At 68.4% G+C, this 14,388-nt stretch carries 11 protein-coding genes; 7 read left to right on the top strand and 4 right to left on the bottom strand.

What is annotated here, in order from left to right; genetic code table 11:
- Positions 1–3: 3 nt before the first annotated feature.
- From ACFRAH_RS23210 to ACFRAH_RS23200, 3 genes are read right to left on the bottom strand one after another with little or no spacing between them, the layout of a single operon-like run.
- On the bottom strand, positions 4–1,716 hold the full coding sequence (locus ACFRAH_RS23210) for a DUF5719 family protein (protein ID WP_377993260.1): 1,713 nt from the start codon (positions 1,714–1,716) through the stop codon (positions 4–6).
- The gene (locus tag ACFRAH_RS23205; protein ID WP_377993259.1) at positions 1,709–5,056 is read right to left on the bottom strand and encodes a glycosyltransferase; all 3,348 of its coding nucleotides are present in this window, start codon (positions 5,054–5,056) and stop codon (positions 1,709–1,711) included. The genes ACFRAH_RS23210 and ACFRAH_RS23205 overlap by 8 nt, the downstream gene beginning before the upstream one ends.
- Before the next feature lie 29 nt (positions 5,057–5,085).
- Positions 5,086–5,646: a WhiB family transcriptional regulator gene (locus ACFRAH_RS23200; protein WP_377993258.1), complete on the bottom strand. Its 561-nt coding sequence runs from the start codon at positions 5,644–5,646 to the stop codon at positions 5,086–5,088.
- A gap of 351 nt (positions 5,647–5,997) precedes the next feature.
- Between ACFRAH_RS23200 and ACFRAH_RS23195 the strand changes: the two genes are divergently transcribed.
- Positions 5,998–6,696, top strand: coding sequence for a TIGR03089 family protein (locus ACFRAH_RS23195; RefSeq protein WP_377993257.1), 699 nt, complete (start codon positions 5,998–6,000; stop codon positions 6,694–6,696).
- A 39-nt stretch (positions 6,697–6,735) separates the two neighbouring features.
- On the opposite strand, the gene ACFRAH_RS23190 is transcribed toward ACFRAH_RS23195, so the two are convergent.
- Positions 6,736–7,302: a GtrA family protein gene (locus tag ACFRAH_RS23190; protein WP_377993256.1), complete on the bottom strand. Its 567-nt coding sequence runs from the start codon at positions 7,300–7,302 to the stop codon at positions 6,736–6,738.
- Positions 7,303–7,499: 197 nt separating this feature from the next.
- Between ACFRAH_RS23190 and ACFRAH_RS23185 the strand changes: the two genes are divergently transcribed.
- The 6 genes from ACFRAH_RS23185 to ACFRAH_RS23160 all read left to right on the top strand — a co-directional run bounded on the left by ACFRAH_RS23185 (position 7,500) and on the right by ACFRAH_RS23160 (position 14,311).
- Complete coding sequence (locus ACFRAH_RS23185; protein ID WP_377993255.1) at positions 7,500–8,693, top strand: 5-(carboxyamino)imidazole ribonucleotide synthase; 1,194 nt, start codon at positions 7,500–7,502, stop codon at positions 8,691–8,693.
- Positions 8,690–9,277, top strand: coding sequence for a 5-(carboxyamino)imidazole ribonucleotide mutase (gene purE / locus ACFRAH_RS23180; RefSeq protein WP_377993254.1), 588 nt, complete (start codon positions 8,690–8,692; stop codon positions 9,275–9,277). Before ACFRAH_RS23185 ends, purE begins: the two co-directional genes overlap by 4 nt.
- Positions 9,278–9,286: 9 nt before the next feature.
- On the top strand, positions 9,287–10,939 hold the full coding sequence (locus ACFRAH_RS23175) for an LCP family protein (protein ID WP_377993253.1): 1,653 nt from the start codon (positions 9,287–9,289) through the stop codon (positions 10,937–10,939).
- Between the two features lie 34 nt (positions 10,940–10,973).
- A complete protein-coding gene (gene manA, locus ACFRAH_RS23170; protein WP_377993252.1) occupies positions 10,974–12,224 on the top strand; it encodes a mannose-6-phosphate isomerase, class I in 1,251 nt (416 codons plus the stop codon).
- Between the two features lie 5 nt (positions 12,225–12,229).
- Positions 12,230–13,195 carry a lipid II:glycine glycyltransferase FemX gene (locus ACFRAH_RS23165; RefSeq protein WP_377993251.1) on the top strand — a complete coding sequence of 322 codons (966 nt, stop codon included), beginning with the start codon at positions 12,230–12,232 and terminating at the stop codon, positions 13,193–13,195.
- A gap of 159 nt (positions 13,196–13,354) precedes the next feature.
- Entirely contained in the window at positions 13,355–14,311 is a 957-nt protein-coding gene (locus ACFRAH_RS23160) for an endonuclease domain-containing protein (RefSeq protein WP_377993250.1), read from the top strand.
- Positions 14,312–14,388: the final 77 nt, after the last annotated feature.

Genomic DNA, 14,388 nt, shown 5'->3' with positions numbered 1-14,388 from the left:
CGGCTAGTAGCCCAGCGTCACCGGCACTTTTTCCTGCCCCTCTGCGCCCGGGGCGATGGCCACGGTGGAGATGTCGTTCCGGCCTTCCCGCTCCAGCAGCACCGTGCCGTAGGCCGCTCCGCCGGAGGCTGACACCAGGTAGCCGACGACGGCCGAGTTCCCGATCTTGTCGGCTGCCTTGAGGGCGGTGGTGGTGCCGGCGGCGATGTCCGCGGTGGCTGCGGTACGGAGTTTCCCGTCGGCCGTAATCGGCGTATAGGAAATGGTGGCCCTGTCATCCAGTGCTCCGAAAACCAGCAGCCGTTCCCCGCCCTGGGGTAACGGGACCACGTGCTGGCTGCCCAGCTGGGCCGTGGCGGGCGACCATGCGAAGTCCAGGCTCTGGCTGGCCTTCAGGCCCCGGCTCACGCGCGCGGCGGCCACGATGTTGACATCCGACGTGGCCGAAACGGTGTACTGGCCTGCAGGAACGCCGGACAACGGGATCTCGGTGACGGTTCCGGCCTTGGCGGTAACGACGCCTCCGCCCGGGAGTGCCTGCTGGCCGGCCCGGCCAAACAGCTTGACCTCCACCACGGCGTCCGACGGGCCGGGAACGGTGAGCTGCAGTGAAGGGCCGGCGTCGTCAAAACCGGACTCGCCGGCCAGTGACTTCACGTCCCCGGCGTCCTGGATGTCGATGCCTGTCATCACCTGCGAGGGAGCCGCGGATATGCCGGGCGCGATGAAGTCGACGCCGCCGGAGGTCAGCCCGCGCAGCACGCTCTGCTGGATGAAGCCGCTGACAGGGCCGCCGGAGCTTCGCACGTGCACACTCAGCCGCTCCTCACCGGGCGCCAGGCCGGCCAGGACGATGGAGCGCGTCGACTTCGGGCCCACCAGCAGGCCGCGGCTGCCCGAGGCCTTGACCTGGCCCGCCTTCCCGTACAGCTCGAGGTTCACCGTTGCGGGCGTGGTGGAAGCGTTGGTGAGGTTGAGGACGCTGCTGCGGCCAACGGCGGTGTTGGCCCCGCTGAGCCATAGGTCGTTCGACGGCGCCTGGCAGGACGCTGCCGCCGAACCCTGCAGGTCACCGTCAGTCGCCGTGTAGGCCATGAGTGCTGCCGCCGCCGGCTGGCGGTTGGCCAGGGCGTCCGCGGACAGCACGCTGACGTCGTCCACGCTTTCCCCCTCAAGGGCCCCGGCGAGCAATCCGGAGGAGCCTGCGGGGGCCGTCGCCGAGCCGGGCGCCTTGGCAATCCGCTGCAGTTCGGATCCCTTCAGGGCGGACAGCGCGCTGCCGGGAAGGCTGCCGCCCGCGGAGCTGACCACCAGAGCGGACACGGAACTGCTGGCCGTGGCGGATACGGGGCTGAACTGCGGATCGGTCCCCACCGGCGTTCCTTCGAGGAGCCGCGCCGGTGCAGGGCAGACATCCTGGACGCTTCCGGCCGGCACAGCCGCTTCGGCCACATCAAGCGGTCTGGCCGCCGACGGCTGCGGCGCCAGCGCTGTTGCAGCAACCAGCCCCCCGGCTGCGGCAAGGACGACGGCTCCGGACAGCAGCCCGGCCACGGCCCCGCGGCGGCCTGCAATGCGGCTGGCCCCGCCGGACCGGCCGCCGGAAGCCCTGCTTCCGGCAGCGGCGCCTCCGGCAGGCTTGCTCTCAGTAGCCCCGGCTGCCGGGCCACTGCCCGGCTTCCCGGGCGTCCCGCCGTCGTTCTCTTCCTCATGCATTCTGGTATTCCTTACGCAGGGAGCCTTCGTCCCTGGACAGGCCGGTGTTGGGGCGCCGTGCCGGCATAGGCAGCGCCAGCAGGACCGTCAGGCCGACGACAGCGGCCTGGAGGATGCCGGACCAGAGCGCCCAGGGGCTTTCGTACCGGACCGTCACCTGGCCCGCCTGCGGAGGCAGTGTGAAGGCCTGGGACCAGCCGGAGGTGGTGGACGTCAGTTTGCGGCCGTCGAGCCATGCGGTCCAGCCGGGATCGGCCCGCTCGGCGAGCACCAGCAGCCGTCCTTCAGGACCCTTGGGGACCGCGGCCTGGGCGCCGGCCAGGTCCGACGGGACCAGCCCGATGGTGGCGCCTTTACTGTCGACGATGCGCACACGGTGGGCGACGTCGGCGGGCTGCAGGACGGCGTCGTTCAGCGGTGTCACCCGCCACAGCCAGCCGGCGTCGGTGGGGCCCACGGCTGTCAGCCCGGGAACCGCGTCCATCCGGCTGGCGGTCAGCTGTGCTGCCGTGTCTGCGGCGCGCAGGACGATGAATCCGACGCCGAGCCGCTCCAGTTCGGGCCGCGGATCGACGCCGCGGGCAGCCACCAGGGTGGCGACGGTGGTGCGCAGTCCGGCGGTGACCTCGTCGTCGTCGCGGACCGATTCCTGCCCGGGGGCGCCCAGTATGTCCCGTGCGGCCGCGATGGTGGAGAGGCTGTCCAGTGTGGTGCCGCTTCCGCGCACGAGGGTGGCACTGTACGTTCCGTCCTCGCCGGTGCTGATCAGCAGCGTCCGGGTCTGCTCCGGCCCCTCCCCGCGGTCCACCGCAGTGGCGGGCAGCATCCGCGGGTCCGTGGCCCCCACGAGCCGGGGCGTCCCGAGGGCTGCCGTGTCGGCGTGCACCGCGGCATCGGCCGGCTGCACCACGTTCTGCACCGTCCACGCCGCAAGCCCCGCCAGCGGTCCGGCGAGCAGCAGCACCAGCCCCAGGGCCGCAGCGCCGCGGGCCACGGCAGCGCCGCGCACTCCACGGGCACGGACAGGGCTGTCTGTTCCGGAGCCCGCAAGCGTCAGGAGGCCGTCGCCTCCGATGATGGCCGCTCCGAGCAGCGCGAACACGGCGGCGGAGACGGCCGGACCGGTGAACGGGACCACGAGGGCCTGCGCGCCGGCCCCGGTGGCCACGTGGGCCGCCAGCCAACCACCCGCCAGCGCGAGCAGCGCCGCCGCCCAGAGGGCCCCGGCAATGCCGCCGCGGCGGTCGGCGTGGACGCGGAACGGCACAAAGAGCGCGGTTATGGCCAGCGCCAGCAGCGGTGCCCCGATCAGGAGGGCCAGCAGCAGCGCCCACGGGACGGGTCCCGCGGGAAAGAATGCCAGCCCGGAGAGACCGCCGGCGGGGCTGAAACTGAGCGGCTGGCCCAGGATCTGCTGCCACACCGGAGCGGCCTCGAAGGGCAGGGGCAGCCCGGGGTCAGCCAGCAGCGCCCGGGGCCGGTCGATGGTGGACAGGGCAAACGGCACGAACAGCGCAGCGCTCGGCAGCAGGGCCCACCAGAGGGTGCGTCCGCGCTTCCGCAGCAGCAGGCCCAGGACAATGATCACGACGGCGGCCGGCAGCAGGAGCGACGGCGCGGCGGCCGTGATGACGGCCAGCGCCAGTCCGGCGGCTGCAGCTGCTGTCCACGATGGCGTGCCGTTCACTCCGGGCTTGGCCGGCGGCTGGTCGGCGGGGCTCCCGGCCGGAACCGGGGCGAAGCGGCCGCGTCCGAAGGCGGAGCCGGTTGCCCGCAGCAGCGCGAGGACCAGCAGCGGCACCATGAGGTGGGCGAGCAGGGCTCCGACCCGGCCTTGATTGACGGCCACCTGCAGGGCAGGCGCCGCTGCCCAGACCAGGGCGGCGGCCAGCCGGAAGCGGCGGTAGGAGGTCAGGGCGCCGGAAGCGAACCAGGCAGTGAGGCCGGAGAGCGGCATGGCCAGCAGTAGCAGCCAGATGACGGCGCCGTTTGCGTTGCCTCCGCCGAGCAGGCCGAGGATCCAGACGACGTAGTCGAAAGGGTCGCCGTGCCCGGGAAGTCCTGCGCCCAGTCCTATCCACCAGCTGGAGGCATGGTGCCAGATGTCCTCCAGCCGGGCTGAGACCGGCAGCAGCGCTCCGCCTGCTGCGGCGTCTGCCTGGAAAAGTGCGGCCAGGCCGGCGAAGGACGCCGCGGCGGCGAGGACCACGGCCGCGACGGCACCGTTGCCCACCCAGCCCCGCTCGTTGGTGGTCAGGGCCGCAAAGTCGTTCGTCGAATCGCCGCTGGGCTGTTCCTCCAGCGGATCATTGCTGTCCTCGGAGGCCCGCGCGTCGTCCGCGCCCAGGGCTTCCATCAGGGAGCGCCGGTGCGCCCACACTTCGCGCCGTTCAGTCTGCAGTGCCTTGACCACCGAGCGGCGGATGCGGCGGGTCCGGGCAGCGTTACGACGCCCCCGGGCGAGCGCGGCGGGCCTGGCGAGGGCCGCGGCGGTGGCCACAAGCTGCGAAAAGCCGTACCCGGGGTCCTTCACCGCGATGCTGAAGACCAGCCGGAGGAGGCTCCCGAGCAGGGCGCCGACAGCATGCAGCGGCAACGCCCACAGCGGGGCGTGCTTGAGCCGCAGGTGCACCTGCGCCCGGCGCGCGGCGGAGGCCGTGCCAAGGGCGTGCGGACGGTGGGAAACGTGGAACATCCTGGCGCTGGGAACCACCACCACCCGGTGTCCGGCCAGCCGGTTCCGCCAGCAGAAGTCGACGTCGTCGCCGGTGCCGGGAAGTGCCGGGTCAAAGCCTTTGAGGTGTTCCCAGATGTCCCGTCTGACCAGCATGCCGGCGGAGTTGACGGCGAAGGTGTCGGAACGTCCGTCGTACTGGCCCTGGTCGAGCTCGTCGGCCTCTATCAGCGTGAGCCGTTCGGCCCAGCGGCTGGTGGAAAGCCCGACGTCGATCAGGCGGCGCTTGGCGTTCCAGTCCAGTTGCTTGCAGCCCGCGACCGTGACGGACGGGGCACGCTCCACGGCGTGCAGCAGTTCGGCAAGCGCCTCGGGTCCAGGGGCTGCATCATCGTGCAGCAGCCAGATCCATTCGGACTGGTCTTTCGTGCCGCGCGGGTTCCACGGCGCCAGGGCGGCCAGGCCTGCCCGCACGGCGGCGCCCATCCCGGTCCTGCCGTTATTGACGGTGATGACGCTGGCATCGCCGACGGCACGCTGCAGGAGCGCAGCCGAGTTGTCCTGCGAGCCGGTATCCACCCCGATCACGGCGTCCGCCGGCCGGGTCTGAGCGGCCAGCGCCGAAAGTGTCCTGGGCAAATAATCACTGCCGTTGTGGGCTACCACAACGGCAGTGACATGTACTTCCTGAAGAATTAGACCGCTCGCTTCCTCAGCCGTCGGCGCTCACGCTCGGAGAGGCCACCCCAAATCCCGAACCGTTCGTCATTAGCCAATGCGTACTCCAAGCACTGCGACCGCACGCTGCACGCTCCGCAGACTTTCTTGGCGTCCCGCGTGGAACCGCCTTTTTCCGGGAAAAAAGCTTCCGGATCCGTCTGGGCGCACAGGGCGTCGGTCTGCCACCCGAGCTCGCCTTCGTCGTCGAAGTCCTGCCCCAGGGGCAGCCCGATCCACACCGGCTGGGCCAGCGTGGAGGGTGCCGGGTTGCGGATCTCCATGGGGGGATCAAGATCGTCCTCGTCCTGCTCCGGCCGCCCAGCCAGGAGGGACTCATTCTGAAAGGCATCATGCTGGGCCAGGAACGCAGTGGCCTGATCCTGCAAAGAAGCAGATGTGTCCTGGTTGTACCGCTCTGCGGCGTCCGGATCAGCCGGATCCACGTACCAGTCGCTGGGCACTCCCCGAGACCGGTACCTTGCTGTGGCCTGGCCGGCCACTACAGCATCATCATGCATACGCTCCGCTTGCCCCATGGCGTCCCCTCCTGAGTAGTGCGGCCCCCAGCCCGGCGAATCAGGAGACTATCTGGTGTTCCTGAATGTTCGCCGCGGCTTTTCAATACCTAATTACACGTGTGTAAGTAGTGGGGAGTCAAGCCGCGACGGAATAATAATCAATGCCCGGGCGGATCAGCAGGCGCGCCACGCCCGGGACTTATTTTCTTCCGCCGGACGGAGCCCGCCCGAAATTTGACAGCAACCTTAGTATCTGTTTCCGCGCGCGTGCAATTCCGGCAATTCTTCCGCCGCCCGGGGCATTAAGGCAAACAACGTTACAAACTGTTGTGCCGGAGATCACTCGCTCAGGCGTGGCAAGATGAAGCCATGAACATCCCGGCCACTGATCTGATGACGGCCCTGCGCTCGGGCCACTCCACCTCACCGCGCCTGACCTGGTACGGGCCCGACGCCGAGCGGGTGGAACTCTCTGGCCGCGTGCTGGACAACTGGGTCGCAAAGACCAGCAACCTGCTCCAGGACGAGCTCGACGCCGGGCCCGGAATGCGGCTGCGGCTGGACCTGCCCGCGCACTGGAAATCCATCATCTGGGCCCTTGCCGCCTGGCAGCTGGGCATGGAGGTGGTGCTTGGCTCCGACGATGCGGACCTGCTTGCCACGTCCGAGCCTGACTCAGCGGAGGACGGATTCGACGCCGTCGTTGCCGTTCCGCTGCCGGCGCTGGCCATGCGGTGGCCCGGTGACTTGCCCGCGGGGGTTCTCGACTACGCCGCGGAGGTCCGCTCCCACGGAGACGTCTTCATGGCGCACAACGATCCCGACCCGGGGGCTGCCGCGGTCCGCGGCCCGAACGGTGAGGCCGTCCGGCACGACGCCCTCCTGGCGGAGTTTGCCGCCGGCCACGAGCCGAGCGCGAGGCTCCTGGTGCGCGCGGCCGACGGCCTCGAGGCGGCACTGTCCAACGCCCTTGGTGCGTGGAAGAGTGACGGCTCGGTGGTCCTGGTCCACGGTGACGTGGAGCTGACGGAAAAGCTTCTCGCCGCCGAGCGCATCCACGGCGAGTGAATCACGCCCGTCGCTTGGGCGCTGGCTGGTGTTCTGGCGCTAGTTGGGCCTGACGGGGCGCTCGGGGTCATCCACGTCCGGTTCCAACACGCGCTCCGCCGGCTGGGCGGAGTGGTGGTGCACTTCGATAATCTCGTGGTCGTGTGAGAACTCCGGCTCCTGGTCCAGTTCCTGGTTGAACACGAGGAACCGGTAGGCAAAGAAGCGGACGACCGTGGCCACGAGAATTCCCACGACGCCTGCGGCGAAGAGCATGTTCTTATCGGTGACGCCCAGCGAATACTTTGCCAGCGCCGTGAACCCGGTGGAGATGCCGATGCCGATGCCGTTGATGAGGATGAACATCAGGAATTCCCGCAGCACGTTGGCCTGGCGCCGGTGCCGGAACGTCCAAAGGCGGTTGGCGATCCAGGAGAACACGGTGGCAACGGTGGCACCCACAAAGCGGGCCTTAGCCTCGCTGTCCGTCATGGGTCCGTGCATCAGGTAGTACGTCAGCCCGTTGTCAATGACAAATGCCACACCGCCCACGGCACCGAACTTCGCCACCTCGCGCCAGAAAAGCGAGGCGAGTCCCCGGATGCGCTCTGCAAGTGTGTTAATCATGACCCTCCGTGGCCGTGTGAATACTGGGGGCCGTTGGGCCAAGCTCCCATTTTAGCCCCGTTTGCCGGGAGTATCCTCAAAAGCGGGCCCGCGATGCACGGCCGAGGAAGGAGCCGAGTCACCAAAATCGGGCGGCTCGGGGCGCTTCACAGCCATGAAAGACGGCAACTGCGCTCCTTTTCGGTAGGCTGGAACATGTGACTTTTCCAGTAATCGGCGTGGTTGGCGGCGGCCAGCTTGCGCGCATGATGGCCCCGGCCGCCACCGCCCTGGGCTTTGAACTCCGTATTTTGGTTGAAGGCGAAGACGTATCCGCGGTCTCCGCCGTCCCCCAGGCCCCCGTGGGCGACTACAAGGACCTCGCAGCCCTGATGGAATTCTCCAAGGGACTGGACGTGATGACCTTCGACCACGAGCATGTCCCGGGCGACCACCTCTATGCCCTGATCGAGGCCGGGGTTAACGTCCAGCCCCGCCCGGAAGCGCTGGTCAACGCCCAGGACAAACTGGTCATGCGCGCAGCCATCGACCGGCTCGAACTGCCGAACCCCGAGTGGGCCGCGGTGGACGACGTCGCCGCGCTGGTCAGCTTCGGGGACCGGATCGGCTGGCCCGTGGTGCTCAAAACCCCGCGGGGCGGCTACGACGGGAAGGGCGTGCGCATCGTCGGCTCCCCCGAGGAGGCCGCAGAGACCGCCGACTGGTTCGAGGCGATGAGCCCGCTCCTCGCCGAGGCCAAGGTGGAGTTCAGCCGCGAACTCTCTGCGCTCGTGGCCCGCACCCCGGACGGGGCGTCCCGCGCCTGGCCCGTGGTCCACACCATCCAGGTGGACGGCGTCTGCGACGAAGTGATCGCCCCGGCACAGAATATTTCCGTTGAGGTGGCCGCGGCCGCCGAAGAGGCTGCGCTTCGGATCGCCAATGAACTCGGTGTCACCGGCGTCATGGCCGTGGAGATGTTCGAGACGCCCGGCAGCGGCGCCGGCTTCCTGATCAACGAACTGGCCATGCGGCCCCACAACACGGGCCACTGGACGCAGGACGGCTCCGTCACCAGCCAGTTCGAACAGCACCTGCGGGCGGTCCTGAACCTGCCGCTTGGCGCAACGGACGTACTGGGCCAGGTCGCCGTGATGAAGAACTTCCTCGGCGGCGACAACCAGGACCTCTTCTCCGCTTTCCCGGCGGCGCTGGCGACAGAACCGGCCGCCAAGGTCCACTGCTACGGCAAGTCCGTGCGCCCGGGCCGAAAGATCGGCCACGTGAACCTGGTGGGGGCGTCCGCTGCGGACGTTGACTCCCTCCGGCAGCGCGCCACCACCGTGGCAAGCATCATCCGCGACGGCAGGCTGCCGGCCGCGGCAACAGGCACCACCGAGGAGACCCCATGAGCCCCGAAACCGCTGCAGCCCCGGAAGCCGGCGCCCCGGCCCCCCTCGTAGGCCTCGTCATGGGCTCCGACTCGGACTGGCCCGTCATGGAGGCCGCCGCTGACGCCCTTGCTGAGTTCGGCATTCCGTTCGAGGCGGATGTTGTTTCCGCCCACCGCATGCCCACCGAGATGATCCGCTACGGGCAGACGGCGCACGAGCGCGGCCTGCGCGTGATCATTGCCGGCGCCGGCGGCGCCGCGCACCTGCCGGGCATGCTGGCCTCCGTCACTCCCCTGCCGGTGATCGGTGTTCCGGTCCCGCTCAAGACCCTGGACGGCATGGATTCCCTGCTCTCCATCGTGCAGATGCCCGCCGGCGTTCCGGTGGCCACGGTCTCCATCGCCGGGGCCCGGAACGCGGGCCTGCTCGCCGTCCGCATGCTGGCGTCCGGCACCGATGACCTCTCCGCCCGCCTCCGAACGCAGCTCCTGGAGTTCGCCCAGGAACTGAACGATGTGGCGAGCCGCAAGGGCGCCAACCTGCGCCAAAAAGTCAACGAAGTCTTCTCCGACGCAAACGTGGCTCTGCGGAGCAGCCGATAGGGATCTGCCATGTCCAACACTGAACTGCCGTCCCAGGGCCCCCTGACGGATCCCGTCCGCAACCCGTCGAGCGCTGCCGAACCTGTCCGGACCAAGCGCGCGTTCCTGCTGATCCTGCTCACGCTGCTGGTGCCCGGGAGCGCCCAGATCGTGGCCGGGGACCGCAAGATTGGCCGGATCGCCCTGCGCGTGACGCTCAGCGCCTGGCTGCTTGCGGCCCTTGCCCTGGTACTGCTGTTCACCAACCGGACCCTGTTGATCAACATCATCACCAATCCGATTGCCTCGCTGCTCATCGTCCTGGTCCTGGCCGCGATGGCCGTGGGGTGGCTGCTGCTCTTCGTCAACACCCTCAGGCTCATCCGGCCGGTGCTGCTGCCCACCCGGATGCGCCCCGCCGTCGTGATTGCGCTTGTCCTTGCGATGGTGCTCAGCAGCGGATCCCTTGGCTACGCGGCCTACCTGCTGAACGTCAGCCGCAATGCCATTGGCAGCATCTTCAACGCCAACGGACCGGCCATCGCCCCCGTGGACGGCCGGTACAACTTCCTCATGATGGGCGGCGACGCCGGTGCCGACCGCACCGGCCGGCGCCCCGACAGCCTGTCCGTGCTCAGCGTCGACGCCAAATCCGGCCAGACGGCCATCATCTCGGTGCCGCGCAACCTGCAGAACGCCCGGTTCAGCGAGGGTTCACCGATGCGGAAGATCTATCCGGACGGCTACAACTGCGGCGACGAATGCCTCATCAACGCCATCAACACCGAGGTCACCAACAAGCACAAGGACCTCTACCCCGGAGTGGCCGATCCCGGAGCGCAGGCAACCCTGGAGGCGGTGTCGGGCACGCTTGGGATTACGGTGCAGGCGTACGTCCTGGTGGACATGGATGGCTTCGCGAAGCTTATTGACGCGATGGGCGGCATCCGGATCAAGGCCGGCGGCTGGGTCCCCATCAGCGGCGACATGATCGACGAGGCAAACGGCATCCACGGCATGCCCCTGGGCTGGATTCCGGCCGGCGACCAGAAGCTGGACGGCTACCATGCCCTCTGGTACGGCCGGTCACGGGAGTTCGTGGACGATTACGCCCGGATCCAGCGGCAGCAGTGCGTCCAGCAGGCCATGCTGAAACAGCTGGACCCCGCAACGCTGCTGGCCAAATTCGAGGACATCGCCAACGCCGGCACCAAGGTGGTGGAGTCCAACATCTCTTCGAGCCAGCTCGGCAGTTTCGTGGACCTCGCCATGAAGGCCAAGGGCAAGGACGTCAAGCGGCTCACCATCGGGCCGCCGGACTTCGAGGCGTCCTTCTCCACGGTGCCCGACTTCGACATCATCCATGACCGGGTCAAAAAGCTGCTGGCTTCGGCAAGTTCCGATTCGTCGCCGGCCGCCGCGCCGGAGGACACCCTGCTGCAGCCGCGTTCCGTGCCCGGCAGCGGGCTGTCCGCCGCGGGCGCGGCAGCAGGTCCCCTGGCCGGCCTTCCGGCGACCACCCCCGCACCGTCACCGTCGTCGTCGTCGGACTTCACGCCGGTGACCACCACGCCGGAGGGCGAACCGATTACGGAAGCCATGCTGAACCAGCTGAAGCGGGAGGGCAACGAGCAGGCCATCCGCGACCTCGTGGCCACCAACGGCCAGTGCGCACCGCTTTGAGCAATACCTACAGTAAAGAGGGGGAACACCAGGCGTGTACCAGATAGACAATGTCCTGCGGCCATATGCCTGGGGATCTACGACGGCGATCGCTGACCTGCTCGGCCGGCCGCAGTCCGGCGGCCCTGAAGCCGAGCTGTGGATGGGCGCCCATCCCGACTCGCCGTCGGTGGCCCTCCGGCCGGATGGCACCAGGACGCCCCTGGACGCACTCATCGCCGAGGACCCCGAGCATTTCCTCGGGGCAGCTTCGGTGGCCGAGTTCGGTCCGCGGCTTCCGTTCCTGGCCAAGATCCTCGCCTCGGCGAAGCCGCTGTCCCTGCAGGTTCACCCGAGCCTTGAGCAGGCGAAGGCCGGCTACGCCCGCGAAAACGCCGCCGGCATCCCGGCCCACGCGGCGAACCGCAATTACCACGACGATAACCACAAACCCGAGATGATCTTCGCGCTGACACCCTTCGAGTCACTGTGCGGCTTCCGGGACCCGGAGAAGTCCCGCGATATCTTCCTGCACCTGGCCGGCTGCCTGGAACTTCCCGGGGATGGTGTTCCACAGTTGCTGAAGGGGGTCATCGAGGACCTCTCCCAGTCCGACGAGGCCGCGGCGCTTCGTTCGGCTTTCGAACGGCTCATCGCCGGCGGCGAGGACGTCCGGGAAGCGACGGCGCGAGTGGTCGACGTGCTGACCGCCGGAGCCCCCATGGCGCCCTACCAGCGTGAACTGTCCACGGTGCTGAGCCTCAACAGCGAATACCCCGGCGATCCCGGTGTGCTCATCTCCCTGCTGCTCAACCGGCTGTCCCTGGAACCCGGCCAGGCCGTCTACCTCCCGGCAGGCAAAGTCCACGCCTACCTTCACGGGCTGGGTGTCGAGGTGATGGCTTCCTCGGACAACGTGCTCCGCGGCGGACTGACACCCAAGTTCATCGACATTCCCGAGTTGCTTGACACCCTCAGGTTCGAGTCTGTGGACGTCCCCATGCTCCAGCGGGAGACCACCGATCTTGGGCAGGAACTGTACTGCCCGCCCTTCCGCGAGTTTCAGCTCCAGCGGATCGAGCTGCAGCCGGACGGTTCACCGGTTCCGCTGGCACAGTCGGGTGCCGCGGTGATCATCGTCGTCGCCGGTTCCGTGTACCTGGATTCCCCGAAGGGCGACCTGCAGCTGGGACGCGGCGCAAGTGCCTTCCTCCCGGCGTCGGACAACCCCGTCAACGTCCATCCGGTGTCCGGGTCCACGGAGAACGCCGTAGCCTTTGCCGTGACCACATCCATGAAGGCCTGAACGCTGTGGAGTACTTCCTGCAAACCAAGGCCTGGGAGGATTTCCAGAGGTCGCTGGGACGCCACGTTCACCGGCAGTCCGGTCCGGGCTGGAGCTTCCTGGCCATCGAGGAGAAGAACCCGGCCGGCAAGGTGCTGTATGCGCCCTACGGTCCGGTGGCCGAGTCAGTTGAGGCGTTCGACGCCGCACTGGCGGCCCTCCGTGCACTGGCGACGTCCTGTGGTGCGGTCTTTATCCGGATCGAGCCGGTGACGGCCGGCCTTGATCCGGAGACGGCGCCGGCGGAGCTGCGGAACCGCGGCCTGCAGCCCGCCCCGGTGAACCAGCAGCCCGAACTCAGCTGGATCCTGGACCTGGACCGGGACTTCAAGGACGTCCTGGCCGGGATGAAGCCGGTCAACCGCAACCTGTACCGGAACATCCACAAGAAGGGCGTCACTTTCCGCACCACGCAGGATCCCGAGGACATCCGGGTGCTCCTGAATTTCCTGCACATGACGGCGCGGCGGAACGGCTTCAAGCCGCAAAGCGACGAGTACCTGACGCGGGTGGCGGAGTCCCTGATGCCCGCCGGCGCCGCGACGCTCTTCATCGCCGACCTGCATGGCGGCCCGGTGGCGGCAGCACTGGCCTACGACTCTGCGGACACCCGGACGTACGCCCACGCCGCGATGGACGACACCCACCGCAAGCTCAGCGCGGGCATCCCTCTCCTGGTGACGCTCATGGCGGACGCCCAGGAGAAGGGGCTGAAGCACGTGGACCTCTGGGGTGTGGCCCCGGCCGACCAGCCCGGCCACAAGTGGGCAGGGTTCACCGCGTTCAAGAAGTCGTTCGGCGGCCGTGAAATCTCCTACCCCGGTACGTGGGACCTGCCCATCAACCGTCCCCGCTACGCCGCCTACCAGGTGGCCCGCAAACTCCGCGACCGCATCAAGGCCCTCATCAAGCGCACCTCCCCCGCCGCCTAGCGCGAACGTACAGTTGTGGCCCCGCCCCGGAGCGCGAACGTACACTTGTGGCCCCAATTCCCGGTGAATTTGGGGCCACAAGTGTACGTTCGCGCGTTGCTCGCCGTTTGCCCCTGTGGATAACCTCCGGACGTGCATCTGCCCGGTACACACTGGAGCATGGGTCTCTCAGAACTGCCCCAGGATCTGGCGGCGGGATCGTTCACAACTTCCGACGCCGCTGCTCGGGGTATTTCCCGGAAACGCCAGCGGCAACCGGACCTGGCCATGCCCTCGCGCGGGATCCGCGTTCCACTCGGAGGAGAAGCCACCACCGCCGCTAACCTGCGCGCCTACACCGCCTCGCATGACGCCTCCACGCTGACCCACCACTGCGGGGCCCGGATCTGGGGTTATGGCCTTCCCGGCTGGATGCAGGAGGATTGGCGAATCCACGTTGCGCGTGAGCGAGGCGGCAGCAAGCCGCGCCGGCGAAACGTCGTGGGTCACCGCATGACGTTCAAACCAGGCGAAGTGGTGATCCACGACGGCGTCCGGGTCACCTCGCCGGCAAGGACCTGGCTCGACCTCGCAGGCCTGCTCACCGTTGACGAACTGATCGCCGCCGGTGATTCTGCGGTGGTTGCGCACGGGCCCGAGTTCCCGGTGCCGCGGGCTCCGCTGACAACGGTTGACGCCCTTCAGCGAATGGTGGCTGCACACCCCGGCATGCGGGGAATCAAGACGGCACGGCTGGCTCTCCCCGAGATCCGCGTTGGGGCCGACTCGCCGCAAGAGACCAGAATGCGGCTCATTCTTGCCCGCACGAAGCTCGGCGAACCGGTTCTGAACTACATCATCCGCAACACCTGGGGCCAGCCGGCGGTGTGGCCGGACGCCGCCTATCCGGAACACTGCCTCGCACTGCAGTACGACGGCGGCCACCACTCGGATCCGGTTCAGGCCGAACGTGACAGGAAGCGGCAGGAACTCACGGAGCGTCTCGGATGGACGGAGCTCAGGATATTCAAGGACGATCTCGACGGCGAGAAGCCCTTCGTTCTTGAGAAGGTCAGGGCAACATTGCAGGGGCGGCTACGCCGCCGGGCATCGGGAACCTGGGACTCCACCCCGTGAAGACAAGCGCGAACGTACAGTTGGGGGGCCGGATCCGGGGGGGAGCGGGGGCACAGCTGGTGGTTCGCGGGGTGGGA

Source organism: Arthrobacter sp. NPDC056727 (assembly GCF_042790555.1).
Classification (GTDB): Bacteria; Actinomycetota; Actinomycetes; order Actinomycetales; family Micrococcaceae; genus Arthrobacter.
The sequence above is the reverse complement of the archived record's forward strand: the minus strand, read 5'-3'. Positions and strand labels throughout refer to the sequence as shown.

Bases quoted from the DNA above. Each gene is read 5' to 3' on its own strand.
- ACFRAH_RS23190 (WP_377993256.1), bottom strand. From the start codon at position 7,302: ATGATTAACACACTTGCAGAGCGCATCCGGGGACTCGCCTCGCTTTTC.
- ACFRAH_RS23200 (WP_377993258.1), bottom strand. From the start codon at position 5,646: ATGGGGCAAGCGGAGCGTATGCATGATGATGCTGTAGTGGCCGGCCAG.
- ACFRAH_RS23195 (WP_377993257.1), top strand. From the start codon at position 5,998: ATGAACATCCCGGCCACTGATCTGATGACGGCCCTGCGCTCGGGCCAC.
- ACFRAH_RS23210 (WP_377993260.1), bottom strand. From the start codon at position 1,716: ATGCATGAGGAAGAGAACGACGGCGGGACGCCCGGGAAGCCGGGCAGT.
- purE (WP_377993254.1), top strand. From the start codon at position 8,690: ATGAGCCCCGAAACCGCTGCAGCCCCGGAAGCCGGCGCCCCGGCCCCC.
- ACFRAH_RS23160 (WP_377993250.1), top strand. From the start codon at position 13,355: ATGGGTCTCTCAGAACTGCCCCAGGATCTGGCGGCGGGATCGTTCACA.
- ACFRAH_RS23175 (WP_377993253.1), top strand. From the start codon at position 9,287: ATGTCCAACACTGAACTGCCGTCCCAGGGCCCCCTGACGGATCCCGTC.